This window comes from Nonomuraea guangzhouensis, assembly GCF_019396345.1.
In the GTDB taxonomy this organism is placed as follows: domain Bacteria; phylum Actinomycetota; class Actinomycetes; order Streptosporangiales; family Streptosporangiaceae; genus Nonomuraea; species Nonomuraea guangzhouensis.
Genome location: NZ_JAHKRM010000043.1, coordinates 23,776 through 49,214, shown reverse-complemented (window position 1 = coordinate 49,214; position 25,439 = coordinate 23,776). Strand labels below are relative to the sequence as shown.

Sequence of the window (25,439 nt, the reverse complement as noted above, 5' to 3'; positions counted from 1 at the left end):
GACACGCGCCGGCGGCAGGGTCGGAGCATGTCTTCCGAATCCCTCATCCACGAGCCGGTCGTCGAGATCACCCAGGTCCGCGAACTCGCCCGCGACCTGGTGGTGATCCCGAACCGCCGAGTGGAACTCGTACCCAACATCGGCGTCATCGGCGGCGACCACTCCGTGCTGGTCGTCGACACCGGCATGGGCCCGCGCAACGGCGAGACGGTGCTCGCCTTCGCGACCGAGTACGCCAAGGGCCGCAAGCTCTACCTGACCACGACGCATTTCCACCCTGAGCACGCGTTCGGCGCGCAGGCCTTCGCGGGCGAGGCGACGTACCTCGTCAACGGCGCGCAGGCGGCGGACCTGGCCGGAAAGGGGCCGGGCTACCTCGAGATGTTCCGCGGCCTCGGCGCGCCGATCGCGCGGCAGCTGGAAGACGTCGAGCTGGTCACGCCGGACGCGGTCTACGACGGCGCGTACGAGCTCGACCTGGGCGGCCGGGTCGTGCGCCTGCGGGCCACGGGCCGCGCCCACAGCAAGGGCGACCAGGTGGTGACCGTGCCTGACGCGGGCGTGCTGTTCACGGGTGACCTGGTCGACGCCGGACAGTTCTCGATCTTCCCGTGGTTCCCGCCGTACGACACCGACGTCTCGGGGCTGCGCTGGATCGAGGTAATGCGCGGCCTGGTCGCGAGCGATCCGAGCGTGGTGGTGCCCGGCCACGGCGACATCTCCGACCGGCAGCTGCTGGTCGACGTCCGTGACTATCTCGAGCTGCTGCGCGACGAGACCTGGGTACGGCGCGACTCGGCCATGGCCGAGGAGACGATCGTCGAGGAGGTCAAGGCGCTGATGATCGAGCGGCACCCGGAGTGGGCCGGCCAGGAGTGGATCGAAAAGGGCGTCGGCTGCTTCTGCGCCGAGCACGCCTGACGCGACCTGGTTCAACGCTTCCTGGCCAGTGTGACGCCGTCACGCACGGGCAGCATCACGCAATCCAGCCGATCGTCACTGGCGACGGCCTGGTTCACGCGGCGCATCGCCTGATGGTCTTCCTCCTGGAAGGCGGGGTCGAGCACTTCGCCCCCGAGGAACACATTGTCGAGGACGAGCAGACCACCGGGATTGAGCCGCGGGACGATCTCCTCGTAATAGGCGGGGTAGCCGGCCTTGTCCGCGTCGATGAAGGCGAAGTCGAAGGCCGGTTCTTCGGGGAGTGCGCGGAGCGTCTGGAGGGCCGGGCCGATCCTGAGGTCGATGCGGTCATCGACGCCGGCGCGTGCCCAGAAGGGCCGGGCCATGTCGGTCCATTGGCTGCTCACGTCACAAGCGAGCAGGCGGCCGTCAGCGGGTAGCGCGCGAGCGATGCACAGGGCCGAATAGCCGGTGAACACGCCGATCTCGATGGCGGTACGGGCACCGGAGAGCCGGACCAGCATCTCCAGCAGCGCACCCTCGTCGGCCGAGACCTGCATTCCGGCGGCGCGGCCGGTGGTCTCTCGTGTCGTGACAGCCAATTCCGTCAGCAACTCGCCGGCCGGGGTGCAGTGGGCGAGCACATAGTCGCCGACGGCCGGATCGACGATCTCAAGGGCGTCACCCGCGATCGGGTCGGTCCAGCCGACGTGGAGCTCCTCCTGGGTGGCGAAGCGCAGCAGGTGCCGGGTGACGACGTCCTGCACGTCGGTCAGGGAGTCAGAGTCCGCCGCGGTGGCGATCAGGACCAGTTCCTGCCGGGTGGAGGTCAGCGAACAGGTGCCGTAGCGGAAGGTGACCGTGCCTCTGCCGGCGCCGGTGAGCTCGGCGGTGACCTTGTGACTCATGTGGGAGATCAGCTGCTTGACGTAACGCGCCGAACGATCGGTTGCGACGTGTGCCGTTGACAGGGGCATGCGAGGAAGTCCTTCCAACGTTAAGCGTCGAGAATCTTCAACGCTTTCTCCCCGGGAGTCTGCCGCCGCTCTGGCGCGTTTGTCAAAGCGTTTAAGTTCCTAGACACTTGCGTCATGGAAGCTGAGCCGGACCTCGTGGTGCTGCGCTCTCCCGCGCAGTTCAAGGCGCTCGGGCACCCGTTGCGCCACCGCCTGGTCAACCTGCTGCGTCAACGCCCCGCCACGCTGGGCGAGCTGACGGCGGCACTCGGTTCGACCAAGGGCACGGTCGGCTACCACGTACGGGTCCTGCGTGACGCGGGGCTCGTCCGCCTGGCGAGCACGCGGCAGGTGCGGGGCGGCACCGAACAGCGGTTCGAGCTCATCAGCAAGGAATTCAGGCTCGACGAGGAATGTGGCGACGGAGCGAAGTTTCTCCTCGACGCGGCTCGGGCGGAGATGTCGCCCACCCGTTCCGATGACCCCGGGCATACCGCGTTGCGCCATCTCTGGCTCACCCCTGACGAGGCTCGCGCGCTGGCCGAGCGGCTCGACACACTGGTCGGCGATCGGCAGCCGGCTTCAGGCCCGGAAACCGAGGCATACGGGCTGCTCCTCAGCCTCTACCGGGCCGACATCCCCCGACTGCCTCCTGCCAGGGGGTCCGACGAACAGTAAATGAACGAGGTGCGATGGTGGACTTGTAGAGGCTGCCCCGTAAGGGCGGCTGCTTTTCGCAAGAAAAGGAGACGACATGTCTTCTTCACCCATGCACCGTTCCATGCAGGTCGCCCAGCCTGGCGGGGACATGTCGCTGGTTCAGGTGGACACCCCGGAACCGGGGCCGGGGCAGGTGCGGGTCACCGTCGAGGCCTGTGGAGTGTGCCACTCCGACGCGATGATCACCGCCGGACACCTTCCGGGCACCACCTTTCCCGTCACACCAGGGCACGAGATCGCGGGACGTATCGACGCGATCGGCGACAACGTCACCGGCTGGTCCGTGGGTGATCGGGTCGCGATCGGCTGGTACGGCGGCAGCTGCGGCCACTGCGACGCCTGCAGGCAGGGAGACGGCGTCCTCTGTCCCGAGATCCAGGTGCCGGGGGCCGCGTACGCCGGAGGGTTCGCCGACGCCGTCGTGGCACCGGCCGTCGCCTTGGCCTCGATCCCGGACGAGCTGACGGCGGTGGAAGCCGCGCCCCTGGCCTGCGCCGGCGTGACCGTGTACAACGCGCTGCGCCGCAGCTCCGCGCGTTCAGGCGACGCCGTCGCGATCCTCGGCCTGGGTGGTCTGGGGCACCTGGGCGTGCAGTACGCCTCGAAGATGGGCTTCGACACCATCGCGATGGCCCGCGGTCCGGAAAAGGCGTCCCTGGCTCACAAGCTCGGCGCCTCCCACTACATCGACAGCGCCACCGAGAAGACGGCCGACGCGCTGCAGGCCCGCGGGGGAGCCAAGGTGGTGCTGGCGACGGTGACCAACGCCGCGGCGATGTCCGCCGCGTTCGACGGGCTGGGGCGCCGCGGTGAGCTCATCGTCGTCGGTGTCGACATGGAGCCGCTGAACGTCACGCCCCTGCAGCTCGTGGACGAGGCCAAGCGGGTGTACGGGCATGCTTCCGGCAACGCGGTCGACATCCAGGACACCATGAGGTTCGCCGCCCAGAGCGGCGTCCGGGCGTGGATCGAGGAGGCTCCGCTGGAGGAGGCCGGTGCGGCGTTCCAGAAGATGCTCTCCGGTCAGGCCCGCTTCCGCATGGTCCTGACCACCGGCAACTGATCGCCGGCTCAGCTGTTGAGGAGCCGCCAGGTGGTGAGGGCGAGTCTGGCGCGGGTCAGTCCGGTGGGTTCGGTGAGGTCGATGCGCAGGGTCTTCGCGAGCTGTTCGATGCGGCGGGCGACGCTGCTGTGGTGCAGGTGCAGCAGGTCGGCGGCCTGGCGCAGGGAGCCGGTGGCGCAGTAGGCGTCCAGCGTCTCCAGGTCCTCTGGGTTGTCGGCCATGCGCGCGATGGCGGTCACGTCGGTGTTGTCGCGGGCGGTGTCGGGGGGTATTTCGGTCAGGAGCGTCAGGGCGCCCAGGTCGTCGTAGTGGATGACCGGTTGGCGTGCGGTGGTGAAGCGGAGCGCGGTACGGGCCTGCTGCCAGGCCCGGCTGGGGTTGCCGGTGGCGCCGATGCCCGCCCGTACGCCCGATGGGAGCCGGGCCGGGTCGATGGTGGTGGCCAGGATGACGCCCGCGTCGGCCAGTGGTGCCGCTTTCACCGGGCGGGCGGGGCAGAGCCGGCCGGCGATCTGGTCGAGGGGGAGCTGTGAGCGTACGGCGAGGACGTGGACGGGCAGGTCGGCGGCGAAGCCCAGCAGCCGTAGGGCCCGGGCGGTGGCGGCGTCGTCGCTGTCGCCGCTGATCGCGAGCTCGACGAGCGCGGGGTCGGCCATGGTGGTGCGGGCCGGGCCGTACTTCTCGGCGGCGGCCGCGGCGGCGATGGCCAGCCGGTCCAGGAGCAGTTCGTCGAGGGGGACGGGTGGGCCGGGGCGCTCCAGCCATACGGTGCCGATCTCCTCCTCGTCGAGGGTGATCGGCACTGTGGTGGACGCGGGTGCCGGCGGGGTGGAGGCGGTCCTGCCGTCGGGTGCCATGCGGATCGCCCGGCCCGTGCTGTGGAGCCGCAATCCGGCCACGCACTCGGCGAGGACCGCCGAGGCCCTGGCCAGCGCGGGGAGGTCCACCCGGCGGCGCATCAGCGTGTCGTAGAACGCGATGACGCGAACCGCGCCTTCGGCCTGCGCGTCCAGGTGCGACAGCCGTTCGGCCAGTGCCTCCATGGCAGGAGGATAGCGCCGATCGGTGCACGGTCAGGCGGGGATGTCCGACGGATGGCGGATGATCACGGGAATGGCGACCGTGAGAATGGTTGCCATGAATCCCGAACTTGAGGCATTCCTCCCGTTGATCCCCCGGGTAGAACTGACCGACCCGGTCGCCGCGCGGGCGAACTACGCCAAGGCGGCCGCCGCGAGGCCGGCACCTGATCTCGCGGACCTGGAGGTCGAGGATCGGATGGTGCCCGCCGATCCGGACGTGGTGGTGCGGATCTATCGTCCGCGCCAGGCCCAGGGCGCTATCGTCTGGCTGCACGGCGGCGGATTCGTCATGGGTGACCTGGACACCGAGCACCTTTGGGCCGCCCGGCTCGCGGACGGCTCCGGTGCGGTGGTGATCTCGGTGGGCTACCGGCGGGCTCCCGAGCACCGGTTCCCGGCCGCGCTGGACGACGTCTACGCCGTGCTGTCCTGGGCGGACGAGCACGCCGCCGAGCTCGGCATCGACGCCGGGCGGATCGCGGTCGGCGGTCACAGCGCCGGCGGGGGGCTCGCGGCCGCGGTGGCGCTGCGGGCGCGCGATGAGCAGGGGCCGCCGATCCGCTTCCAGCTGCTCAACGAGCCCGAGCTCGACGACCGGCAGGAGACCTGGTCGGCACGGAACTTCACCGACACGCCCTGGATCAATCGCGACGTGGTCACCGCATCGTGGCGCTACTACCTGGGCACCGCCGTGGCCTCCCCGTACGCCGCCCCGGCGCGGGCCACCGACCTGTCCGGCCTGCCGCCCGCCTACATCGCCACCGCGGAGTTCGACCCGAACCGCGACGAGGACATGGGCTACGCGCTGCGCCTGCTGCAGGCGGGGGTGTCGGTCGATCTGCACCAGTGGCCCGGCACCTTCCACGGGTCGCAGGCGATCCTGTCCGCCGAGGTGTCACAGCGGCAGCTCGCCGAACTCGCCGCGGCCCTGCGCCGTGGCCTGGCCGACTGAGGTCGCCGCGGCCGAGCTACCTCATGAGGTGCCCGCACCAGGCCGGCGCACCATGAAGACGTCGACCGGGTCCTCAGCCTCCACGGTGAACCCGTGACGCTCGTACAGCCGCCGGGCGGCGCTGCCCTGCAGGACGTTCAGGCGGACGAGCGCGTCGTCGGCATCGGCCCGCTTCAGCAGGGTCCGCAGGACGGCCGAGCCGAGCCCTCGGCCCTGGAGGCCGGGATCGAGATAGAAATGCTCCAGCCACCGCCCGTCCTCGGCCGGACGCACCGCGACGCAGCCCGCGAAGGCGCCGTTGGCCACGATGACCGAGGTGTGCTGAGGAATGAAGGCATCCCGCAGCCGCTGCCGGACCCGATACTCGTCGAACCGTCCCAGCCGCTCCAGGTCCGGGCGCATCACCGTCGCTCGCAGCTCCACGATCGCCTCGAGATCCGCCGGCGCGGCGGAACGCAGCGCCCATTCCACGGGACTGCCCGTCCTCGCACTCGTCTCCATGGTCGGAGTATCTCAATAGCCACCTTTGCTGCCCAAATCATGACGGACCGGGCATGCGCGGACGGCTGCCCGCGACAGGCGTGCGGGCAGCCGTCCGGCAGGTGCCTCTAGAGCGTCAGGGTCCATCCGTTGATGAAGCCCTTGTCGCCCTTGGCGAGATCTTCCGCCCGGAGTTTCCAGGTGCCGTTGGATGGTGAGGCGCTGGCGTTCACCCAGTAGCTCTCGTCGATGTTGTCGGTGCCGTCCTTGGCGTCGGCGGCGCGAAGCGCGTACACCTTGCCGTCCGGCGCGACCAGGTCGAGCTTCAGGTCGCCGCGCCAGGTGTGGTCGATCTCGACGTGGACATGGGTGCGGGTGGGGGCGTTGCCGTTGAGCCAGGCCAGGACGATGCTGGACTCGGCGACGCCGGGATCGGGAATGGCGGTGTCGTCCCAGTTGCCGAAGCAGGGCAGCCGGAGCGACCAGCCGTCGATGAAGCCGGTGTCGAGATATTCGACGTCCTGCACGCGGAGTTTCCAGGTGCCGTTGGCCTGGGACGCGCTGGCGTTGACCTGGTAGGTCTCGTGAATGATGTCGGCGCTGTCGTTGGGGTCGTTGGCCTGCAGCGGGTAGACCTTGCCGTCCGGCGCGATCAGGTCGATCTTCAGCTCGCCGCGCCAGGAGTGGTGGATGTCGACGTACACCTCGGTGGTGGCGGGCGCGGTGCCGAGCAGGCCGGCGACCGCGATGGAGGACGTCACGGTGCCGTGGTCGGGGATCGCGGTGTCCTTCATGTTCTCGTAGTACGGGGTGGGCCAGGCGCCGGGGTCAGGAGATTTGCCCAGTACGGCGGCGTCGACCTGGATGCGAGGTGTGGTCACGCCGTTGTAGGCGATGGCTTTGCCGGTGGTCTTCAAGGCGGTTTCGAGCTGGGCCAGCGTGGCGTCGGGCATGGCCTGGCGCAGTACGGCCAGGGCGCCGGTGACGTGCGGGGCGGCCATCGAGGTGCCGCTCAAGGAGGCCCACTTGCCGCCGGGGACGGAGGAGACGATGGACACGCCGGGGGCGAAGAGGTCCAGCAGCGTGCCGCGGTTGCTGAAGGCGGCCACGCCGTCCTGGTCGGTGGTGGCGCCGACGGTGATGGCCGAGGACACGCAGGCGGGGGCGGCCACGGCGGCACCGAAGCCGTCGTTGCCGGCCGCGACCACGGTGGCCACGCCGGCGGCGCGCAGGCTGTCGATGACCGTCTTGCGCGGGTCGCCGTCGCAGGCCGCGGTGTACTGGCCGCCGCCCAGGCTGAGGTTGGCGGCCACCAGCGGCACGCCCGCGTCCTTCAGCTCCAGCACTTTCTCCAGGCCGGCGAGCTGGGCGCTGGTGAAGCTGAGCACGCACGGAGCGGCGCCCGCCCCACACAGGTCTTCGGAGGAGAACTTGCTGAACACCTGGATGGCGACGATCTCGGCGCCGGGCGCGACACCGGCCGGTGGGGCGCCGGTCACGCCCGTGCCGTTGCCGACCGCGATGCCGGCCACGTGGGTGCCATGGTCGCAGTCCAGCGCGACGTCGGCGCACGGGCCCTGGTCGGAGTCGGCGGCGCCGGGCCCTTCCTGCTCGGCGGTGCCGTCAGGACACAGGCTGGTGGAGCCGTAGTCGGCGTCGATGGGGGAGAAGCAGGCCTCCTCCAGCACCCGGTCCTTGAGGAAGGGGTGGTTGACCGCCACGCCGGTGTCCAGCACGGCCACCACGGCGCCGGCGCCCGTCTTGCCCGCGGCCCTGGTCTTGTCCGCGCCGATCAGCGGGATGCTCTCGGCCAGTACCGGCCGCACCGGCTTGTCCTCGGTCACGCTGACCACGCTGGGCAGCTTGGACAGCCGGTCCAGCCCGGCCTGGTCGACGTGCAGGGTGATCAGGGGGAAGCGGGACAGTTGCTGGACGACCTGGCCGCTGGCGGCCGCGTCCGGCATGTCGGCGCGGGTTTTGCTGACCACGTTCACCCTGATCTTGCCCGCTGCGGCCGCCCGCGCGCTCAGCTGGGGCTCGATGTAGGGAGCCGTCGAAGTGGCCTGCGGTGCGGTCGAAGCGGTGGCAGCGGCCGCTGTGGGAGCCGCCGTAGAAGCCGTTGAAGGGGCCTCTGCCGCGTAGGCCGGCCCGGTCGCGATCGCCGTGGCCGTCAGCGCCACGAGGAGACAGGATAAGACTGGCAATTTCATGACGTACCGCGCCTTACATAAAGGAGGTGCAGGGAAACGACGCCGACATGAGGGGTGGCCGGACGGCGGCCGAAGCCGCCATCCGGCCGAGGGAAAGTCCCTCGAAAAGGTCAGAGCTCAGAAGTCACTTCGGGCTCGCGCTGTTCTCAGGGGTTGCCGTACCTCTTGACGGCCTGGTAATACGTCCATGCCCATGCCCTGCAGTCGGGCCGGACCAGGATGAAGTAGCCGCCGCACACCTTGTCGCGCAGGGTGATGTAGAACCGGTTGTCCACGTCGGCCTTTGAATGGGAGTTGGAGAGGTAGTAGCGGTAATGCTTCCTCTTGTTGGCTATCAGGCCGTACCCGTAGTCATGGGAGTCACAGGCCGGCCGGAAATCGAAATTATGCGGCTTGTCCGGAGAACTTGTGCAGTGGTCGTAGTAGATACCCCTGACCTTGAAGCCGCTGGCGGTCCGCTTCCAGTCGGGCTTTCGCCATTTGCCGCCGTGCCATGCCCAGGCCGAGCAGCCCGACTTCGTGTACCACATCCAGGTCGCGGCCGTGCTGCACTTCGTCGGGTAGGACTGCGGGGGATCCACGCCTTCCGGTAGGAAGTCACCGGCCGGCGGCTCGGTGGCGTTGGGGTCGTCGAGCCCGGCCGCGCCCACGGTGTCCCCGCCGTTGGCCGGCAGGTCGGTGCTGGTGAGGGTCACCTGGGGAGCCGCGACGCCCGCCGGGAAGGAGAGCTGCCAGCCGCCGTTGGTGACGGACTCGATCGACGACAGGCGTCCCACCGAGTCGTAGGCGTAGGTCCCTTGGGTGGCGCCGACGCTGGGATCGGTCACGGTGCGCAGCAGGCCGTTCTGGTCGTAGGCGTAGCTGGCCTCGGTCTGCGGCGATTCGGTGCCGAAGGTGACCGTGACGTCCTTGAGCCGGCCCGCGAAGTCGCCGTTGGAGGTGCCGGTGGCCGTGGTGGCCGTGGCGTAGGTGAACTTGGTGACGGACGCGGGGTCCGCCACGCCGGCCGGCTCCTTCACGGTGCTGACGCGACCCTGGGCGTCGTAGGCGATCGTGGACTTGCCGAAGGCGACGCTGCCCACGTCGGTCACCCGCCAGGGGTCGGCGCTCGGCGCCCCGGCCGGCCGGGCCCAGGTGTAGGTGAGCTGGAGATCACCGGCGCTGATGGGAGTGCCGTCGGCGGTGGTGAAGGTGTCGTCGCCCGCCTCCACGGAGCCCGGATCCGACACGAGCGTCTCGACCGTCGTGGTACGCATCGCTCCGACGACCGCGTCCCACTTGGTGGTTTCGGTGATCTTGGATCCGGTGTCGGCCTGGTACGTCTGGATGCCGCCGCCGTCGGGGAAGGAGACGCTGCTCTTCAGGGGGTAGCTGGTCGACGTCCCTTCGTCGAGTTCTGTGATGACGATGGTGCCGTTCTGCTTCTCCAGTTTCCGGTTGATCTGACCGCCGGCGAACTCGGCCTGCCAGCTCGGTCCGAAGACGCCCAGCTCGGGGCGGGTGGCCGGGGCCGACTGCGGCCTGGCCAGGTCGCCGCCGGTCAGGGCCACGCCGTGCCTGCGGCTGATCGCGCCCGCGGACACGTCCCGTTCGGTGAGCTTGAAGGTCTTGGTGTCGGCGGAGTACTGGCCGGGGCCGATCTCCTGAACGTCAGCCGGTGGCGGATCCGCGAGAACGGTGGCGGCCGTGGCGGAGGCGGCGACCTCAGGGGCGAGCAAGGGGAAGAGCATTGACGCCGTGAGGGCGACAGGAAGCGCTAATCGGCGCAAGTGGTGCCTCCAGGTAAAACAGAAAGTGATTTGATCACCTGGAGAGTAAGTGTTGGTAAATCGTTTTGACAAGAGCCCTTTCGGGGCGAGGTTAAAATCGCCTGGGCGACTAGGTCTCGGGGTCGATTTATTCAGACGTTTGTGCAGGTAGAGGGGTTATATGGCGAGTTTATGGCGAATTTATGGCGATGGTGTGGGGCCTTGGATAATAATGAGCTCGGTGGCCTGCCTGAGGGCTTATTCAGCCATTCACGAATGCGGGCCGTGGAAAAGCGGCGCCGCCCGCGGTTCTTGGCGGCGGGCGCGGGCCCGCCGCCCACGGGCGTCGGCTACTTCCACACGGCCTTGCCGAGGATGGCGCCCAGGCCCAGCGTCTTCCAGTGGTCGACGACGATCACCTTCTTGGCCTTCACGTACCAGACGCGCTGGGTGTAAGCGGCGACCTTCATCTTGCTGCCGTTGCAGGACACCTTCCACTCGGTGAACCGGGCCTGCCGGCCGGTGCCGAATGCCGTCGTCGAGGTCCTGACGCGAGTGGCCTGCCCGCTGTAGTACTTCTTCGCCGGCACGCACTCGGTCACGCCGCTGCTGGGATGGTAGGGCTGGTCAGGCCGGTACGGGCTGCCCTCGGAGGCGTACTTGACCGCCTGGGGGCCGCCCAGCAGGAAGCCCTTGCACTCGGCGGCCCGAGCGGAGCAGGCGCCGGTGATGACGCGCAGATCGACGCCCTCCTTCTTGACCTTCCACTGGGCGGGGACCTTGAGGGTGAAACCCTGGAACGTGACCGGCTTGGTGGCGGCCTGAGCGGGCGAACCGCTCAGGACGAGGGAGGCGCTGAGCGCGATGGTCATGAACATGGGCGGTGATCCTATGGCGACCACGCTCGGCACCGTCAAGCCTGTCGCGCTACGGCTTGCTCGTCAGGGCGAGGCGGACGGCCAGGCCGATCAGCAGGGTGCCTGACATGTACTCCAGGTAACGGCGTACGGCGGGCCGCTTGAAGAATCGCTCGGCCGCGCCGACCAGCCGGACGATCCCCAGATACCAGGCCAGGTCGATGAGGGCCGAGCCCACCGCCAGGAGCAGGAGCATCGGCAGTGCCGGAGAGCCCTCGGGCACGAACTGCGGCAGGAAGGACAGCGCGAACACGCCGGCCTTCGGATTGGCCAGATTGGTCAACAGCCCGGACCGATAGCAGCTCCACAGCGAGAGCCCGGCGGACGATGACGAGGCCGGGTCTTCGGACAGACCGCCCCGGGCCCTGCGGCGGGCCTGCCACAGCATCCTCGCGCCGAACCAGACCAGCACGATCGCGCCGACGATCCGCATGACGTCGAAGGCGAGCTCGGAGACGAGCAGCAGCGCGGACAGGCCGAAGGCGGCCGCCAGGCACCAGATCAGCCAGCCGGTCTCGTTGCCCAGCACGGTCGCCATTCCCGCGGACCGGCCCGCGCGGACGGACTGTCGCATGATCACCACGGTGGTGGGCCCGGGAATCATGGAAGCCAGAAGTGAGGCGACCGCAAAAGCGATCAGGTTGCTCAGCACCGGACTCCTTTCATCAAAACCGGCCTAACGGGACGATATACCCCTACGTCTCATGGTCGCCGAGCCGGTGTCCGGAGCCGAGGCGTGCTGAGCTGCCCTTACGTCCGGCAGGCGGCCTGGCTGCTCAGCTCCTGGGTGTCCCGCGTGGTCGGCAGCCTGATCGTCAAGGCCGATGACCTGGAAGGGCGTCTGATCTGCCGTGAGATGCTGCATTCGTGACGACGACCGAGCCCGCCGAACCGACTCCGCGCCGCGGTCGTGGCCGCCCCGGCTACGACCAGGCGGCGATCCTGCGCGCCGCGGTGGAGCTGTTCAACCGCAAGGGGTACGACGCCACGAGCATGGGAGACCTGGCCAAGGAGCTCGGGCTGACGAAGCCGGCCATCTACCACCACGTCACGAGCAAGGAGCAACTGCTCGGCCAGGCCCTCGACGACGCCCTCGACGAGCTCACCGCCGCCGTGACCGCGGCCTCCCGCGACCAGGCCGAGGCGACCGCCTACGAGCGGCTGCGCGAGGTGGTGCGGCGCAGCGTCGAGGTCCTCGTGGCGCATCAGCCCTCCGTCACGCTCCTTCTACGGGTACGGGGCAACAGCGGGCTCGAACTGGCCGCCCTGGAGCGGCGCCGCTGGCTCGACGACCGCCTCGCCGCGCTCGTCGCGGACGCCGTCGCGGAGGGCTCCCTGCGTGACAGCGTGCCGCCGGCGCTGGTGAGCCGGCTGCTGTTCGGCATGGTCAACTCGCTGGTCGAGTGGTATCGCCCGGACGGCCTGTACGACCTGGCGACGGTCGCCGACGCCATCACCGTCATCGCCTTCGACGGCCTGGCCAAGCACGAACCCTCTCACCACACGTAGAAGCCCTGGCCGCTCTTGCGGCCGAGGTGCCCGGCGGCCACGAGGTCGCGCAGGATCCGCGGCGGCTCGAAACGGGGTCCGAGCTCGCGGGCCAGGTGTTCGGCGATCGCGAGCCGTACGTCGAGTCCCACCACGTCGGTGGTCCGCAGCGGCCCCATCGGGTGCCGGTAGCCGAGGGTCATCGCCGTGTCGATGTCGGCCGCGCTCGCGACGCCCTCCTCGAGCATCCGCATCGCCTCGAGCGCCAGGCAGACGCCGAGGCGGCTGCTCGCGAACCCCGGCGAGTCCGAGACGGTGATCGGTGTCTTGCCGAGCGCGGCCACCCAGCCCTGGGCCCGCGTCACGAGCGCGGGCGTGGTGCGGTCCCCGGTGACGATCTCGACGAGGTCGCTCACGGGGACGGGGTTGAAGAAGTGCAGCCCGAGAAAGCGGTCCGGTGCGGCCAGGCCGGCGGCCAGCCCGTCGATCGACAGGCTGCTGGTGTTGGAGGCGAGCACCGCGTCCGGCGCCCGCTGCTCGGCCAGGGCGAGCACCTGGGCCTTGAGCGCCGCGTCCTCCGGGACCGCCTCGACGACGAGCTCGCAGGGGGCCAGCTCGCCTGGGTCGGCCGTCGTCCGCAGCCGGGCGACGGCGTCCTGGAGCGGGACCCCGAGCCGGCCTTTGTCGTGGGCCTTGGCCAGGCTGCCGGCCACCCGGGTCCTGGCCTGGTCAGCCGCCTCAGGGTCGTTCTCCACGACGATCACGTGGCTGCCCGAGGCGAGGAACGCGTGCGCGATCCCCGACCCCATCCGCCCGCCGCCGAAGACGCCCACCGTCTGTGGCAGGGTCATGAGCGTCGCTCCTGCCGCCGGTCCAGGAATGCCGTCATGCGGGTGTGTTTCTCCTCTGTCTCGAACAGGATCGCCTGGGCGACGTCGTCGATGAACGGGTGCGCGGCTCGCGGGGCGTGGAAGACGGCCTTGGTCAGCCGGGTCGCCAGCGGCGCCCGCGCGGTGATGCGGTCGGCGAGCCGATGGCCGGCGGCGAGCAGGTCGCCGGGCTCCACCACGTCGTTGAGCAGGTGCACGGCCCGCGCCTCGTCGGCCGTGAGGATACGGCCCGCGAGCAGGATCTCCTTGGCCAGGGGTTCGCCGACGAGCTCGGCCAGGCGCCAGGCCGCGCCGGCCGCCGCGATGATGCCGAGGTCCGTCTCCGGGTTGCCGATGCGTGTGCGTGGTGTGCCGATCCGGAAGTCGCAGGCGTAGGCGAGCTCGGCGCCGCCGCCCAGGGCGTACCCGTCGACGAGGGCCACGGTCGGCATCGGCAGCCGGTGGATCCGGTCGAAGATCTTCGAGTTGATGCCCCGCAGCGCGTCGTCCCGGGTCCGTTCGCGGAGCTGGGCGATGTCCGCGCCCGCCGCGAACGTCGAGCCCTCGCCGGTGAGCAGGACGACGCGCGGCTCCTCTTCGACGGCGGCGCACGCCTGGTGGAGCGCGGAGACCAGCTCGCGGTCGATCGCGTTGCGGACCTCGGGTCTGTTGAGGCGCCACACGACCCGGTCGGCCCCTTCTTCCACGATCAGCGTCATAGAAGAGCTCCTATCCATGAAGGAACAAGGTCAGGCGTCGTAGTCGACGGTGACGCTCTCGCCGACCGGGAACGTCTGGCAGGTGAGCACGAACCCGGCGTCCACCTCGGACGGTTCGAGGGCGTAGTTGCGGCGCATGTCGACCGCGCCCTCGCGGACGACGGCCCGGCACGTCCCGCAGACGCCGCCCTTGCACGCGAACGGCAGGTCGGCGCGCGTGGCCTGGGCGCCGTCGAGGAGGGTCGTCTCCCGGGAGACGGTCGACGTCGCCCGCAGCCCGTCGAGCACCGTTGTCAGTACGCTGGTCGCGCCGCTCGGCAGCTCGTTGTCCCGTCGCGGTCGCGGTGGGGGCGCGTCGACGTAGAAGAGCTCGACGTGGACGTTCCGCGCGGGGACGCCGAGGTCGGTGAGCACCGCCCGCGCGTCCTGGATCATGCGCAGCGGTCCGCAGAGCCAGACATGATCGAACACCTCGACCGGCACCAGCTCGGTGAGCAGCCGGCGCAACCGGTCGCCGTCGAGCCGGCCCGAGAACAACTCCACCTCGCGTGGCTCCCGCGAAAGGACGTGGACCTGCTGGAACCGGGCACCGTAGCGGTTCTTCAGGTCGCCGAGTTCCTCGGTGAACATCACGGTACGGCTCGTACGGTTGCCGTACAGGAGCGACACCTGGGCGCCGGGGTGGGCCAGCACCGTCGAGGCGACCGACAGCATCGGGGTGATGCCCGACCCGGCGGCGATGCACAGGTGCCGCTCTCCCCGCGCCGGGTCGGCCCGCCAGGAGCCGGTCGGAGTCTGTACGTCGATCCGTGTCCCCGGCACCACCTCGCGGACCAGCCAGGAGGAGAAGAGCCCGCCCGGTATCTCGCGGACCCCGATGCGCGGCGCGGCGCCGGCCGGTGCGCAGATCGAGTAGGACCGCCGGTGCTCCCGCCCGTCCACGACGCGGCGAAGGGTGAGCGACTGCCCCGCCTGGAAGGCGTACGCCTCGCGCAGTTCGTCGGGCACGGCGAACGTGATCGCCGCGGCGTCCTCGCACAGGTGGTCCACCGCCGCCACGGTCAGCGGTCGGAAGGTGGCGGACGCCCGGGTCGGCGCCGGTCCGGGCGCGAGCGTGGTCATCTCATATCTCCTTGACATGCTCGAACGGCTCAAGGCAGTCGGTACAGGTGTAGAGGGCCTTGCAGGCGGTGGCGCCGAATTCGGAGGTCAGCCGGGTGGCCGTCGAACCGCAGCGCGGACAGGCCGGGGCGGACCGCGCCGGTCCGAGCGTGAGCGCGATGGGCCCGGACGTCCGGCGGGCCGGGCCGGGCGCCGACAGGCCGGCCTCACGCAGGGCGGCCCGGCCGCGTTCGGAGATCCAGTCGCTCGACCATGGCGGGTCGAGCACGACGCGTACCTCGACGTGGGGGAAGCCCGCGTCGTTCAGGCGGTGGACGAGGTCGTCGCGCATGGTGGCCATGGCCGGGCAGCCGGTGTAGGTCGGGGTGATCGAGGCGATGACGACCTCGTGGCCGTCCGCTGTCCGCGTCACGTGGACACCGCGCAGGACGCCGAGGTCGGCGAGGGTGAGCATCGGCATCTCGGGGTCGCGTACCTGCGCAGCGACCTCGGCGGCCCGCTCCCGGACCCTCGCCGGCGCCCGCTCGGCCCCGGCCGGCTCGGCGGCGTTCACCAGCGCCCGCTCGGGTGTGCGCGGGCGACCACCTGCATCTCGGCGAGCAGGCCGGCGAAGTCCTCGGTGTGCGTGCCCGTCCGTCCGCCGCCCACCAGGGGTGGGCGGTCCGGGCGGGTGACGCCGCTCACGGCGAATACCTGGTCGAGGACGGCGTCCACCTCATCACGCATGGTGGCGGGGTCGACGCCGACGCCGGCGCGCGCGAGCGAGAGCTCGACGGGGTCCGTGGCGACCAGTTCGGGCTGGAGCGGCCACAGGGCGTCGAGTGCGGTGACGAGCCTGCGGCGCGACTCCTCCGTGCCCTGCGCCAGGGTGAGGAACCAGCGGGCCGCCCAGTCCCGGTGATAGGTGACCTCCTTGACGCCCTTGGCCGCCACCGCGGCCAGCACCGTGTCGCCGCTCGCGCGGAGCCGCTCCAGCAGCGCGAGGCGGGCCACCGCGAACAGCAGCAGGCGGACGACCACGTGCCCGAAGTCGCCGTTCGCGACCTCGGCCAGGCGCACGTTGCGGAACTGCCCGGCGTCACGGAAGAACGCCAGCGCGTCCTCCGCCGGCACCGGCGAGCCCTCGGGGAGGGCGGGCAGGAGACCGGCGTCGGCGGCGGCCGCCCGCGCCAGCAGCAGGCGCGCCTGCCCGAGCAGGTCGAGGGCGATGTTCGCCAGCGCGATGTCCTCTTCGAGGTCCGGCGCGCGGCTGCACCACTCCGTCAGGCGCTGCGACATGATCAGGGCGTCGTCGCCGAGCATGAGGCAGTATTCGGCGAGTTCGGTGTGGTCGACGCCGTCGGGCACCGTCGTGTCGACGCCGGCCAGCGGGTCCTCGAAATCGGTGCCGAACGCCCACTGGGAGGAGTCGCCGCCGAGCAGGCCGTCGTAGATGCTGCCGTGTTCGTCGCTCATGGTGATGGGTGTTCCGATCGTGTGGTGCTCACATGTGAGGGACGTTGTCGGGAATGTCGTAGAACGTCGGGTGCCGGTAGACCTTGTCGCCGTTCGGCGCGAACAGCGGGTCCTTCTCGTCCGGGCTGGAGGCCGTGATGGCGTCGGCTCGTACGACCCAGATGCTCACGCCCTCGTTGCGCCGCGTGTAGACGTCGCGCGCGTGCCTTACGGCCATCGCGTCGTCCGGGGCGTGCAGCGACCCGACGTGGACGTGGTTGAGCCCGCGCTTGCCGCGGACGAACACCTCATAGAGCGGCCACTCCCGCCGGTCGGCGCTCATCGGGCACCCGCCTCGGCGGACAGGGTCGCGCTCGCCTCAGCGGAGTGGCTCGCGGCTGCCCCGGCGGATCGGCTCGCGAACGCCGACGCCGCCTCGCGTACCCAGGCGCCGTCCTCATGGGCGGCGCGGCGGTGGCGCATCCGCTGGGCGTTGCACGGACCGTCCCCGCGGATGACCGCGGCGAGTTCTTCCCAGTCCGGCTCGCCGAAGTCGTGGTGCCCGCGCTCGTCGTTCCAGCGCAGGTCGGGGTCGGGCAGTGTCACCCCGAGCGCGTCGGCCTGCGGGACCGTCATGTCCACGAACCGCTGGCGCAGCTCGTCGTTGGAGTTGCGCTTGACGCCCCACGCCATCGACCGCGCGCTGTTGGTGGACTCGGCGTCCGGTGGGCCGAACATCATCAGCGACGGCCACCAGAACCGGTCGACCGACTCCTGGACCATGGCCCGCTGGGCGTCGGTGCCGCGCATCATCGTCATGAGCAGCTCGTACCCCTGGCGCTGGTGGAAGGACTCCTCCTTGCAGATGCGGATCATGGCGCGGCCGTACGGTCCGTAGGAGGTGCGGCAGAGAGGCACCTGGTTGCAGATCGCGGCTCCGTCGACCAGCCAGCCGATCGTGCCGACGTCGGCGTAGGACAGCGTGGGGTAGTTGAAGATCGAGGAGTACTTCTGCCGGCCGGCGAGCAGCAGGCCGGTCAGCTCGGCGCGGGAGACGCCGAGGGTCTCGCACGCCGAGTACAGGTAGAGGCCGTGCCCGGCCTCGTCCTGCACCTTGGCCAGGAGGATCGCCTTGCGGCGCAGGGACGGGGCGCGTCCGATCCATTCGCCCTCGGGCTGCATGCCGATGATCTCGGAGTGCGCGTGCTGGGCGATCTGGCGTACGAGCGTCCGGCGGTAGGCGTCCGGCATCCAGTCCCGCGGCTCGATCCGGTCGTTGCGCGCGATCGTCGCCTCGAACCCGGCCAGCAGCCGCTCCTCCGCCTCAGCTGTCATCTTCCCTCCAGAGCATCGGTCTTATTTACTTATCACTCGGTCAGTAATACGGTTGCACGGGTCGGGGCTCCTGCGCAAGAGGTCCCCCAGGGAGGAGACAAGGTGAGCGCGATCCTGGAGAGCTACGCCGCCGGAGGCTGGTTCCGGGCGGCGGACGACGGGGAACCCCTGCTCGACGCCGCTACGGGCGAGGAGGTCGCGCGCATCTCGAGCCGGGGCCTGGACGTCGCCGCGATGGTCCGGCACGCCCGCGACACCGGCGGGCCCGCGCTGCGCTCCCTGACCTTCCACGAGCGGGCGGCCCTGCTCAAGGCGCTGGCCAAGCACCTGTCCGAGCGCAAGGAGGAGCTTCACGCACTGTCCGTACGGACCGGCGCCACCTCACGGGACACGATGATCGACGTCGACGGCGGCATCGGCACCCTGTTCAGCTACGCGAGCAAGGGGGTCCGCGAGCTGCCGAACGACACGGTCGTCCTCGACGGCGGCCTCGAGCGGCTGGGCAGGGGCGGCACCTTCGTCGGCCAGCACCTTTACACCTCCCGGCCGGGTGTCGCGGTGCAGATCAACGCCTTCAACTTCCCGGTCTGGGGCATGCTGGAGAAGCTGGCCCCGGCCTTCCTCGCCGGGCTCCCGTCGATCGTCAAGCCCGCGAGCCAGACCGCCTACCTCACCGAACTCGCCGTCCGCCAGATCATCGAGTCGGGAATCCTGCCCGAGGGAGTGCTCCAGCTCGTGGCCGGCGGCGCGGGCGGGCTGCTCGACGAGCTGACGGTGCAGGACTCCGTCGCCTTCACCGGCTCCGCGCACACCGCGGGCATCCTGCGCCGCCACCTGAACGTGCTCGACGGCGGCGTCCTGCTCGGTGTCGAGGCCGACTCCCTCAACTGCTCGATCCTCGGGCCCGACGTACGGCCGGACGATCCGGAGTTCGACCTGTTCGTCAAGGGCGTCGTCACCGAGATGACGGTCAAGGCAGGACAGAAGTGCACGGCCATCCGCCGGGTGCTCGTACCTGAGACGATGGCCGGCCAGGTGATCGAGGCGCTCGCCGCCCGCCTGGCCAAGGTGACCGTCGGCGACCCGCGCAACCCCGACGTGCGGATGGGCCCGCTCGCCGGCCTCGGTCAGCGCGACGAGGTACGCAAGGGCGTCGAGGCGCTGAGAGCGAGCGCCGAGGTGGTCTACGGCGTCCCCGGCTCGTCCTTGCTGGACGGCGACCCCGAGCGCGGCGCGTTCATGACCCCGCTCGTGCTGCGCGGCCGTTCCGGCGCCACCGAGCCGCACGACGTGGAGCCGTTCGGGCCGGTGAGCACCGTGCTCACCTATGACGGCGTCGAGGAGGCCGTCGCCCTCGCCGCCCGGGGCAGGGGTAGCCTCGTCGCCTCCGTCGTCACCCATGACCCGCAGGTCGCGCGGTCCGTCGTGCTCGGGCTGGCGCCGTGGCACGGCCGGGTCCTCGTCCTGGACCGAGACGACGCCAAGGAGTCCACCGGGCACGGCTCGCCGCTGCCCGTCCTCGTCCACGGCGGCCCCGGGCGGGCCGGCGGCGGGGAGGAGCTCGGCGGCGTCCGCGGGGTCCTGCACCACATGCAGCGCACCGCCGTCCAGGCCTCCCCGGACCAGCTCACCGCGATCACCGGACGCTGGACGACGGGAGCCGCGCGTGCCGACTCCGGCGTTCACCCCTTCCGCAAGTCGCTGGCGGAGCTGCGCGTGGGCGACACGATCGGCTCCGCGCCACGGACGGTGTCGCTCGCGGACATCGAGCACTTCGCCGAGTTCACCGGAGACACCTTCTACGCGCACACCGACGCCGCGGCCGCCGCGCGGAACCCGCTGTTCGGCGGCATCGTCGCCCACGGCTACCTCGTGGTGTCCCTGGCCGCCGGGCTCTTCGTCGACCCCGCGCCCGGACCGGTCCTGGCGAACTTCGGGGTGGACGGGCTACGCTTCCTCACCCCGGTCAAGGCCGGCGACGCCATCGACGTGACGCTGACCGTCAAGCAGATCACGCCGCGGTCCGGGGCGGACTATGGCGAGGTCCGCTGGGACGCGGTCGTGACCAACCAGGACGGCCAGGCGGTCGCCACCTACGACGTGCTGACCCTCGTGGCCAAGACCTGGCCGGCGACGCCCGCCCAGGAGGCCTGACATGGACGCCTCCTCGACCACTCCTGGTGTGTCGGCCGCTTCCGGTGCGTCGGCTTCTCCGGGTGTGTCGACCACGTCCGGCGCGTCGACTGCGCCCGCCGCCTCGATTGCGGCCGTCGCCCCGACCGCGTCCGCTGCCCCGGTCGTCCTCGAACGTGACGGGGCTGTGGCCGTACTGACGCTCAACCGTCCGGATCGCCGCAACGCGCTCGACGCCGCTCTCAAGACGGCGTTGCGCCGGACGCTTGAGGAGGTCGCGTCCGATGCCGCCGTCCGTGCGGTGCTGCTGACCGGCGCGGGGAACGCCTTCTGCGTCGGTCAGGACCTCGCCGAGCACGCGGCCGCGCTCCGTACCGACGCCGGCCACGCGTTCGACACCGTCGAGGAGGACTACGCGCCGATCATCCGGCTCGTGGCAACGATGGGCAAGCCGGTCGTCGCGGCCGTCAACGGCACGTGCGTCGGCGCCGGGCTGGCCCTCGTGCTGGCCTGCGACCTGCGGGTCCTGGCCGAGGAGGCCGTTCTCGCCACGGCGTTCACCGCGATCGGGCTGACGTGCGACTCCGGGCTGTCCACGACGCTCGCGCGGGCGGTCGGTGAGGCCCGGGCCAAGGAACTCGTCCTGCTCGGCGAGTCCTTCAGCGCTCAGCAGGCGGTCGCGTGGGGAATCTCGGGACGCGTGGTCCCCCGCGCGGATGTCCGTACGGCGGGCCGCGAGCTCGCGGCCCGGCTCGCGGCCGGGCCGACCGCCGCCTACGCCGAGTCCAAGCGGCTGATCGCACAAGCCTGGGACCAGGACCTTGGCACGGTGCTCGCGGCCGAGGCCCGCGCCCAGGCCCGCCTGGGCCGCACCGCCGACCACGCCGGAGCGGTCGAGGCGTTCCTCACCAAACAGCGGCCCGTCTTCGAAGGGCGCTGAACTCCCGCCCTTCAGTACGGTCATCGCCCCGGCCACCTGCAAGATGACCGGGGCGAACACCGCCACTTCCCTGAAGGCCCGCTCCCCGAACGGCCGACCTCTCTGAACGGCCGACCTCCCCGAACCCCCGCTCCTCCGAACGGCCGCTCCCCGAACGGTCGACTCCTCTCTGAACGGCCTGGCGGGGGCTCAGCCGTGGGCCGCCCGCTGTGCCGATGAGGCGCGGGCGAGGTCGATGATGGTCCATGCCATGGCCGTGGCGCCGTCGAGCACCGCCCTGTCGGCGGCCGGGGTGGCGCAGGCCGCGGTGAACTCCGGCTGATGGTTGACCGCAGGCAGGCAGTCGAGCCCCAGCATGGGATGGATGCTGGGCACGACGTGGGAGACATTGCCCATATCGGTGGCCGCGCCGGCCGGAGGACCGCCGGGCAGATCCGGAAAGACCCGCCCGAGCGCCTCCGCGTTGGCCCGGTACAGGCCCAGCATGACCGCGTCGGGCCGCAGGTCGGCGTAGTCGGGGGCCGGCGGAGTGACCATCAGGTCGCACCCGGTGGCCACCGCCCCGGCCTCGAAGCAGCGCCGTACGCGCGGCTTGAGCTCGGCCAATGCCTCCACAGTGGAGGATCGGACGATCCACCGGCCGTGGCTCGCGTCGGGGATCACGTTCGCGGCCGTACCGGCCTGGGTGACGATGCCGTGGACCCGGTCATCGGCGCCCGTCTGCTGGCGCAGCAGCCCGATCGCCACCTGCGCGACGGTCATCGCGTCGGCGGCGTTGACGCCGAGCTCAGGGTACGCGCCGGCATGGGCCGGCTTCCCTCGGTAGGAGACCTCGAACTGGGCGACCGCCGAGCCGGGCATCGCCGCCATCTCGACGGCGGCGGGGTGGACCATCATGGCGGCGTCGAGGCCCTCGAACGCGCCGCGTTCCAGCATGAGGATCTTGCCACCGCCGCCTTCCTCCGCCGGGGTGCCGAGGACGGTCACGGTCAGCCCGAGATCGTCGGCCAGCCCGGCCAGCGCGGCTCCCGCGCCGACCGCGGCGGCGGCGATGACGTTGTGCCCGCAGGCATGCCCGATGTCGGGCAGGGCGTCGTACTCGGCGCAGATGCCGATGTGCAGCGGACCGGTGCCCACCGTCGCGCGTACGGCCGTGGGCAGGTCGTAGCAGCCGTGCCGGACGTCGAAACCGGCTGCGCTCAGCGCGTCCGCCACCCACGTGCTCGCCAGCGTCTCCTCGAAGGCGAGCTCGGGGTGGGCGTGGATGCGGTGGGACAGGTCGATCAAGCGGCTCTCCCAGGCCCCGACGGCGTCGGCGGCCTGCCGCTTGGCGCCCTGGGCCGCGGGCGTCACGCGCGCAGAGCGGCCGGAGCGGCCGGGGCGGCCGGGGTGACGTGGATTGAGACGGGGCGGGTGGCCGCGTCGTAAGCCGCCCGGGACCCGGTCGCGCCCATGCCGCTCTCGCCGGCCGGCTCGTACAGTCGCTCGGGCCCGCCGCCCTGCCACTGGTTCACCCACACCACGCCGGCGGGGATGGCGCGCGCCGCGACCATGTGCGCGGGGTCGTTGGTGTACACAGTGGCGGCGAGGCCGAAACGCGTTCCGGCCGCTTTCTCCAGGCCCTCCTCGAAGGAGGAGACGACGGCGACCGGGGCGAGCGGGCCGAAGGTCTCCTCGGTCATGACCAGCATGGAGTCGTTCACGCCGGTGAGCACGGTGGCGGGGTAGAAGAAGCCCTTGCCCTCGGGCACGGTTCCGCCCGTGCGGACGGTCGCGCCGCGCTCGACGGCGTCGTCGACGTGCCGGGCCACGATGTCGCGCTGACGCCGGTCGACCAGCGGGCCCAGCACCGTGTTCGCGTCGTGCCCGTCTCCGAGGGGAAGGTGTCGGCGACGTCCACGAGGGCGTCGACGAACTCCTCGGCGATCTCGCGGTGCACGTAGATCCGTTCCATCGACGTGCAGATCTGGCCCGTGTTGACGAACGCGCCGAACGCGACCGCGGCGGCGGTGGCGACCGGGTCGACGCCCGCGTCGACGACCACGGGGTCCTTGCCGCCGAGTTCGAGGATCGACCGGTGCAGCAGGGCGCCGCTCTCCGCGCCGACCCGGCGTCCGGCCTCGACGGAGCCGGTGAAGTGCACGAGCCCGATCCGTTCGTCGGCGACCAGCGGCGCACCGGCCCGGGAGTCGCCGAGAACGAGGTTCACCACGCCGGCCGGAAGGTCCATCAGCTCCAGCAGTCGCACCGCCGACATCGGCGAGCGTTCGGACGGCTTGAGCACGACGGTGTTGCCCGCGGCCAGCAGCGGGCCGAGCGCTCCCAGCGCCATGGGCACCGGGAAGTTCCACGGCACGATGACCGCCGTGGCGCCGAGCGGCCGGCGCAGGATCGTGGTGCCGCTCCCGGTGATGGTCTCCTCGAAGCGGTAGTCCAGGGCCTCGGCCACGGCCGCCTTGAACCCCTGCGCCGCGCCGGCGATGAAGGTCCGGCCGAGGGCGACGGGCTTGCCCATCTCGCGGCATTCGAGCTCCGCCAGCTCGTCGGCGTGCTCGGTGATCGTGTCCGCCCACCGGGACAGGAGCGCCACGCGTTCGGCGACCGGCAGCGCCGCCCAGGCCGGCTGGGCCAGGACGGCCGCGTCCACGGCCTGGCGGGCGTCCTGCGGTGAGCCGCTGGGGCAGCGGGCGACGACCTCTTCGGTCGCCGGATTGATCACCTCGTGGAAGGCGTCACCACGGGAGTCCTCCCAGATGCCGCCGATCAGGTTCTGCAGGGTCTTCACGGAATGGTGCTCCTTCGCCGGGGTCGGCTCAGCCGAGACGGTCGGCCATGAGCTCGCCGACCATGATCGATGCCAGGTTGGTGTTGGCCCTCGGTACGGACGGGAAGATCGACGCATCGACCACGCGCAGGCCCTCGACCCCGAAAACACGGCAGGACGGGTCGACGACCGCGCCCATCCGGCAGGTGCTGGTGCCGTGCTGGGCGTCCACCGCGGTGGCGAGGAGGTGGTCGTCGAGTTCGGCGTCGTCGTCCAGCACCGCGAACAACCGGCTGTTGCTCACCTCGATCGAGCCGGCGACGATCGAGGCGACCTCGGGGCCGCGCGCCAGCTCGACCAGGGCGCGCACCCCCTCGCGCAGCCGCTCCAGGTCGCGGGCGTCCGACAGCATCCGCTCCCTGACCTCGGGCTGGGCCTCCGGGTCGGCCGAGGTGAGCGTCAGTACGCCGCGCGAGTGGTTCTGGTTCAGCCACACGCCCAGGCCGCCCGCCGGGAACCGCGTGTCGGCGGCCTCCATGGACAGCACGTTCTGGTTCAGCGAGACGTACATCATGTCGTGGGGGAGACCCCCGGGCCCGCTGGTGTAGCGGACGCAGACATTGGTGTGGCGGTCGTCGGCCGTCTTGATGGCGGCCTCCGCGGTCAGCGGCAGCTCGACGACGACCATCGGATGGTCCTGCATGCCGAGGCCGACCGGGAGCTCGCGCCGTACCGTGATCCCCAGCCGGCGCAGGTCGGCCGCCGGGCCCACCCCCGACCGCATCAAGATCGCGGGGGAGTGGATCACGCCCGCGCTGAGCACGATCTCGTCCGCGTACTCGGTCGTCGCCGTACCGTCCACGATGACCCGGACGCCGACGGCGCGGTCACCGGAGAAGACGACCCGGTCCACCAGCGCCTCGCCGCGTACGGTGAGGCCGGGCAGCGACCGGGCCGGTTCGAGGTAGCCGTCGTTGACCGTGACCCGGCGCCCGGCGCGCGAGTTGATCGGGTACGGCGAGACCCCGCTCGCCTGCGGCGCGTTCACGTCGGGAGCCCAGGAGTGGCCGGCGGCGAGCGCCCCGGCGCACAGGGCGGCGTCCACACCGCCCCACTGTTCGCGCGGCATACGGAAGATCGGGGTCGGACCACCCTTGCCGTGGTACGGCTCGTCCCCGAACTCCTCGTCGTCCTCCAGCTTCGCGAAGTAGGGCAGTACGTCCTGCCACGACCAGCCGGCGCAGCCCGCCGCGGCCCAGTCGTCGAAGTCCTCCATCGGCGGACGGATCGCGATCTGCCCGTTGATCGACGAACTGCCGCCCACACCCCGGCCCCGCCAGTACGGGCCCTGCGGCTGCTTGTCGGTCCGGGAGGAGTGAACGCCCGCCCAGACCAGGCCCTCGGTTGCGCTAGGGTCCAGCAGCGCGCGCACGGGGTTCGGCGACCGCCACGCCTCGTGCATCCGCGCTGAACGGTAGTCGGGTCCGGCCTCCAGAAGCAGGACGCGCCTCCCCCGCTCGGCGGAGCGGGCCGCGAGCGCCGCGCCTGCGGAACCCGCACCCACGACGATGATGTCCCAGCCCGTGCCTGTCACGGCGAACCTC

General features: G+C 71.0%; 24 protein-coding genes and 1 pseudogene. 8 read left to right on the top strand and 17 right to left on the bottom strand.

What is annotated here, in order from left to right:
- The first annotated feature begins 27 nt into the window (after positions 1-27).
- Positions 28-921, top strand: coding sequence for an MBL fold metallo-hydrolase (locus tag KME78_RS55020; RefSeq protein WP_219538045.1), 894 nt, complete (start codon positions 28-30; stop codon positions 919-921).
- An 11-nt stretch (positions 922-932) separates the two neighbouring features.
- Here KME78_RS55020 and KME78_RS67710 read toward each other — a convergent pair whose 3' ends face one another.
- Positions 933-1,880, bottom strand: coding sequence for a DUF2218 domain-containing protein (locus tag KME78_RS67710; RefSeq protein ID WP_219538044.1), 948 nt, complete (start codon positions 1,878-1,880; stop codon positions 933-935).
- A 114-nt stretch (positions 1,881-1,994) separates the two neighbouring features.
- Here KME78_RS67710 and KME78_RS55010 point away from each other — a divergent pair, with 114 nt between their 5' ends.
- Both KME78_RS55010 and KME78_RS55005 read left to right on the top strand, forming a co-directional pair.
- Positions 1,995-2,537 (top strand): ArsR/SmtB family transcription factor, encoded by a 543-nt coding sequence (locus KME78_RS55010; protein ID WP_219538043.1) that lies wholly within the window; start codon positions 1,995-1,997, stop codon positions 2,535-2,537.
- 76 nt (positions 2,538-2,613) lie between these two features.
- Positions 2,614-3,642, top strand: coding sequence for an alcohol dehydrogenase catalytic domain-containing protein (locus KME78_RS55005; protein WP_219538042.1), 1,029 nt, complete (start codon positions 2,614-2,616; stop codon positions 3,640-3,642).
- A gap of 8 nt (positions 3,643-3,650) precedes the next feature.
- Here KME78_RS55005 and KME78_RS55000 read toward each other — a convergent pair whose 3' ends face one another.
- Complete coding sequence (locus KME78_RS55000; protein WP_219538041.1) at positions 3,651-4,685, bottom strand: PucR family transcriptional regulator; 1,035 nt, start codon at positions 4,683-4,685, stop codon at positions 3,651-3,653.
- 94 nt (positions 4,686-4,779) lie between these two features.
- Between KME78_RS55000 and KME78_RS54995 the strand changes: the two genes are divergently transcribed.
- Positions 4,780-5,676, top strand: a complete 897-nt coding sequence (locus KME78_RS54995; protein WP_219538040.1) for an alpha/beta hydrolase — start codon at positions 4,780-4,782, stop codon at positions 5,674-5,676.
- A gap of 21 nt (positions 5,677-5,697) precedes the next feature.
- Here the strand turns inward: KME78_RS54995 and KME78_RS54990 are convergent, their stop codons facing one another.
- From KME78_RS54990 to KME78_RS54970, 5 genes are all read right to left on the bottom strand, one after another.
- Entirely contained in the window at positions 5,698-6,177 is a 480-nt protein-coding gene (locus tag KME78_RS54990; RefSeq protein ID WP_219538039.1) for a GNAT family N-acetyltransferase, read from the bottom strand.
- 107 nt (positions 6,178-6,284) lie between these two features.
- Positions 6,285-8,336 (bottom strand): S8 family serine peptidase, encoded by a 2,052-nt coding sequence (locus tag KME78_RS54985; protein WP_219538038.1) that lies wholly within the window; start codon positions 8,334-8,336, stop codon positions 6,285-6,287.
- Positions 8,337-8,512: 176 nt separating this feature from the next.
- Positions 8,513-10,084, bottom strand: coding sequence for a phospholipase A2 (locus KME78_RS54980; protein WP_219538037.1), 1,572 nt, complete (start codon positions 10,082-10,084; stop codon positions 8,513-8,515).
- 380 nt (positions 10,085-10,464) lie between these two features.
- On the bottom strand, positions 10,465-10,992 hold the full coding sequence (locus KME78_RS54975; protein WP_219538036.1) for a hypothetical protein: 528 nt from the start codon (positions 10,990-10,992) through the stop codon (positions 10,465-10,467).
- 49 nt (positions 10,993-11,041) lie between these two features.
- Positions 11,042-11,635: a LysE family translocator gene (locus KME78_RS54970; RefSeq protein ID WP_281429163.1), complete on the bottom strand. Its 594-nt coding sequence runs from the start codon at positions 11,633-11,635 to the stop codon at positions 11,042-11,044.
- A 132-nt stretch (positions 11,636-11,767) separates the two neighbouring features.
- Here KME78_RS54970 and KME78_RS66820 point away from each other — a divergent pair, with 132 nt between their 5' ends.
- Together KME78_RS66820 and KME78_RS54965 are read left to right on the top strand one after the other, a co-directional pair.
- Positions 11,768-11,902 (top strand): hypothetical protein, encoded by a 135-nt coding sequence (locus KME78_RS66820; RefSeq protein WP_281429159.1) that lies wholly within the window; start codon positions 11,768-11,770, stop codon positions 11,900-11,902.
- Positions 11,899-12,540, top strand: coding sequence for a TetR/AcrR family transcriptional regulator (locus KME78_RS54965; RefSeq protein WP_308127502.1), 642 nt, complete (start codon positions 11,899-11,901; stop codon positions 12,538-12,540). The genes KME78_RS66820 and KME78_RS54965 overlap by 4 nt, the downstream gene beginning before the upstream one ends.
- Here KME78_RS54965 and KME78_RS54960 read toward each other — a convergent pair.
- Genes KME78_RS54960 through paaA form a run of 7 tightly spaced genes read right to left on the bottom strand, consistent with a single transcriptional unit; the run spans position 12,528 to position 17,998 of the window.
- On the bottom strand, positions 12,528-13,370 hold the full coding sequence (locus tag KME78_RS54960; protein WP_219538034.1) for a 3-hydroxyacyl-CoA dehydrogenase family protein: 843 nt from the start codon (positions 13,368-13,370) through the stop codon (positions 12,528-12,530). The genes KME78_RS54965 and KME78_RS54960 overlap by 13 nt on opposite strands.
- On the bottom strand, positions 13,367-14,107 hold the full coding sequence (locus KME78_RS54955) for an enoyl-CoA hydratase/isomerase family protein (protein ID WP_246654545.1): 741 nt from the start codon (positions 14,105-14,107) through the stop codon (positions 13,367-13,369). The genes KME78_RS54960 and KME78_RS54955 overlap by 4 nt, the downstream gene beginning before the upstream one ends.
- A gap of 30 nt (positions 14,108-14,137) precedes the next feature.
- Positions 14,138-15,229, bottom strand: coding sequence for a 1,2-phenylacetyl-CoA epoxidase subunit PaaE (paaE, locus tag KME78_RS54950; RefSeq protein ID WP_219538032.1), 1,092 nt, complete (start codon positions 15,227-15,229; stop codon positions 14,138-14,140).
- A 1-nt stretch (position 15,230) separates the two neighbouring features.
- Entirely contained in the window at positions 15,231-15,782 is a 552-nt protein-coding gene (gene paaD, locus KME78_RS54945; protein WP_308127501.1) for a 1,2-phenylacetyl-CoA epoxidase subunit PaaD, read from the bottom strand.
- Complete coding sequence (paaC, locus tag KME78_RS54940; protein ID WP_219538031.1) at positions 15,779-16,684, bottom strand: 1,2-phenylacetyl-CoA epoxidase subunit PaaC; 906 nt, start codon at positions 16,682-16,684, stop codon at positions 15,779-15,781. The genes paaD and paaC overlap by 4 nt, the downstream gene beginning before the upstream one ends.
- 28 nt (positions 16,685-16,712) lie before the next feature.
- A complete protein-coding gene (gene paaB / locus KME78_RS54935) occupies positions 16,713-17,006 on the bottom strand; it encodes a 1,2-phenylacetyl-CoA epoxidase subunit PaaB (RefSeq protein WP_219538030.1) in 294 nt (97 codons plus the stop codon).
- Positions 17,003-17,998 carry a 1,2-phenylacetyl-CoA epoxidase subunit PaaA gene (gene paaA / locus KME78_RS54930; RefSeq protein ID WP_219538029.1) on the bottom strand — a complete coding sequence of 332 codons (996 nt, stop codon included), beginning with the start codon at positions 17,996-17,998 and terminating at the stop codon, positions 17,003-17,005. The genes paaB and paaA overlap by 4 nt, the downstream gene beginning before the upstream one ends.
- A 102-nt stretch (positions 17,999-18,100) precedes the next feature.
- Here paaA and paaZ point away from each other — a divergent pair, with 102 nt between their 5' ends.
- Both paaZ and KME78_RS54920 read left to right on the top strand, forming a co-directional pair.
- Positions 18,101-20,152 (top strand): phenylacetic acid degradation bifunctional protein PaaZ, encoded by a 2,052-nt coding sequence (gene paaZ, locus KME78_RS54925; RefSeq protein ID WP_219538028.1) that lies wholly within the window; start codon positions 18,101-18,103, stop codon positions 20,150-20,152.
- Position 20,153: 1 nt separating this feature from the next.
- A complete protein-coding gene (locus tag KME78_RS54920; protein ID WP_219538027.1) occupies positions 20,154-21,071 on the top strand; it encodes an enoyl-CoA hydratase/isomerase family protein in 918 nt (305 codons plus the stop codon).
- Between the two features lie 189 nt (positions 21,072-21,260).
- Here KME78_RS54920 and KME78_RS54915 read toward each other — a convergent pair whose 3' ends face one another.
- From KME78_RS54915 to KME78_RS67705, 3 genes and pseudogenes are all read right to left on the bottom strand, one after another.
- Entirely contained in the window at positions 21,261-22,424 is a 1,164-nt protein-coding gene (locus KME78_RS54915) for a M20 family metallopeptidase (protein ID WP_219538026.1), read from the bottom strand.
- Positions 22,421-23,973, bottom strand: a pseudogene (locus KME78_RS54910) (aldehyde dehydrogenase family protein). Before KME78_RS54910 ends, KME78_RS54915 begins: the two are co-directional and overlap by 4 nt.
- Positions 23,885-25,429: a GMC family oxidoreductase gene (locus KME78_RS67705; protein ID WP_219538025.1), complete on the bottom strand. Its 1,545-nt coding sequence runs from the start codon at positions 25,427-25,429 to the stop codon at positions 23,885-23,887. Before KME78_RS67705 ends, KME78_RS54910 begins: the two are co-directional and overlap by 89 nt.
- Positions 25,430-25,439: the final 10 nt, after the last annotated feature.

What these genes read in the sequence shown, in the direction of transcription:
- KME78_RS54995 (WP_219538040.1), top strand. Translation starts at nt 4,780, where the DNA reads ATGAATCCCGAACTTGAGGCATTCCTCCCGTTGATCCCCCGGGTAGAA.
- KME78_RS54990 (WP_219538039.1), bottom strand. Translation starts at nt 6,177, where the DNA reads ATGGAGACGAGTGCGAGGACGGGCAGTCCCGTGGAATGGGCGCTGCGT.
- paaC (WP_219538031.1), bottom strand. Translation starts at nt 16,684, where the DNA reads ATGAGCGACGAACACGGCAGCATCTACGACGGCCTGCTCGGCGGCGAC.
- KME78_RS55000 (WP_219538041.1), bottom strand. Translation starts at nt 4,685, where the DNA reads ATGGAGGCACTGGCCGAACGGCTGTCGCACCTGGACGCGCAGGCCGAA.
- KME78_RS54955 (WP_246654545.1), bottom strand. Translation starts at nt 14,107, where the DNA reads ATGACGCTGATCGTGGAAGAAGGGGCCGACCGGGTCGTGTGGCGCCTC.
- paaA (WP_219538029.1), bottom strand. Translation starts at nt 17,998, where the DNA reads ATGACAGCTGAGGCGGAGGAGCGGCTGCTGGCCGGGTTCGAGGCGACG.
- KME78_RS54975 (WP_219538036.1), bottom strand. Translation starts at nt 10,992, where the DNA reads ATGTTCATGACCATCGCGCTCAGCGCCTCCCTCGTCCTGAGCGGTTCG.
- KME78_RS54920 (WP_219538027.1), top strand. Translation starts at nt 20,154, where the DNA reads ATGGACGCCTCCTCGACCACTCCTGGTGTGTCGGCCGCTTCCGGTGCG.
- KME78_RS54960 (WP_219538034.1), bottom strand. Translation starts at nt 13,370, where the DNA reads ATGACCCTGCCACAGACGGTGGGCGTCTTCGGCGGCGGGCGGATGGGG.
- paaB (WP_219538030.1), bottom strand. Translation starts at nt 17,006, where the DNA reads ATGAGCGCCGACCGGCGGGAGTGGCCGCTCTATGAGGTGTTCGTCCGC.
- KME78_RS55005 (WP_219538042.1), top strand. Translation starts at nt 2,614, where the DNA reads ATGTCTTCTTCACCCATGCACCGTTCCATGCAGGTCGCCCAGCCTGGC.
- KME78_RS55020 (WP_219538045.1), top strand. Translation starts at nt 28, where the DNA reads ATGTCTTCCGAATCCCTCATCCACGAGCCGGTCGTCGAGATCACCCAG.
- KME78_RS54970 (WP_281429163.1), bottom strand. Translation starts at nt 11,635, where the DNA reads ATGATTCCCGGGCCCACCACCGTGGTGATCATGCGACAGTCCGTCCGC.
- paaE (WP_219538032.1), bottom strand. Translation starts at nt 15,229, where the DNA reads ATGACCACGCTCGCGCCCGGACCGGCGCCGACCCGGGCGTCCGCCACC.
- KME78_RS55010 (WP_219538043.1), top strand. Translation starts at nt 1,995, where the DNA reads ATGGAAGCTGAGCCGGACCTCGTGGTGCTGCGCTCTCCCGCGCAGTTC.
- KME78_RS67710 (WP_219538044.1), bottom strand. Translation starts at nt 1,880, where the DNA reads ATGCCCCTGTCAACGGCACACGTCGCAACCGATCGTTCGGCGCGTTAC.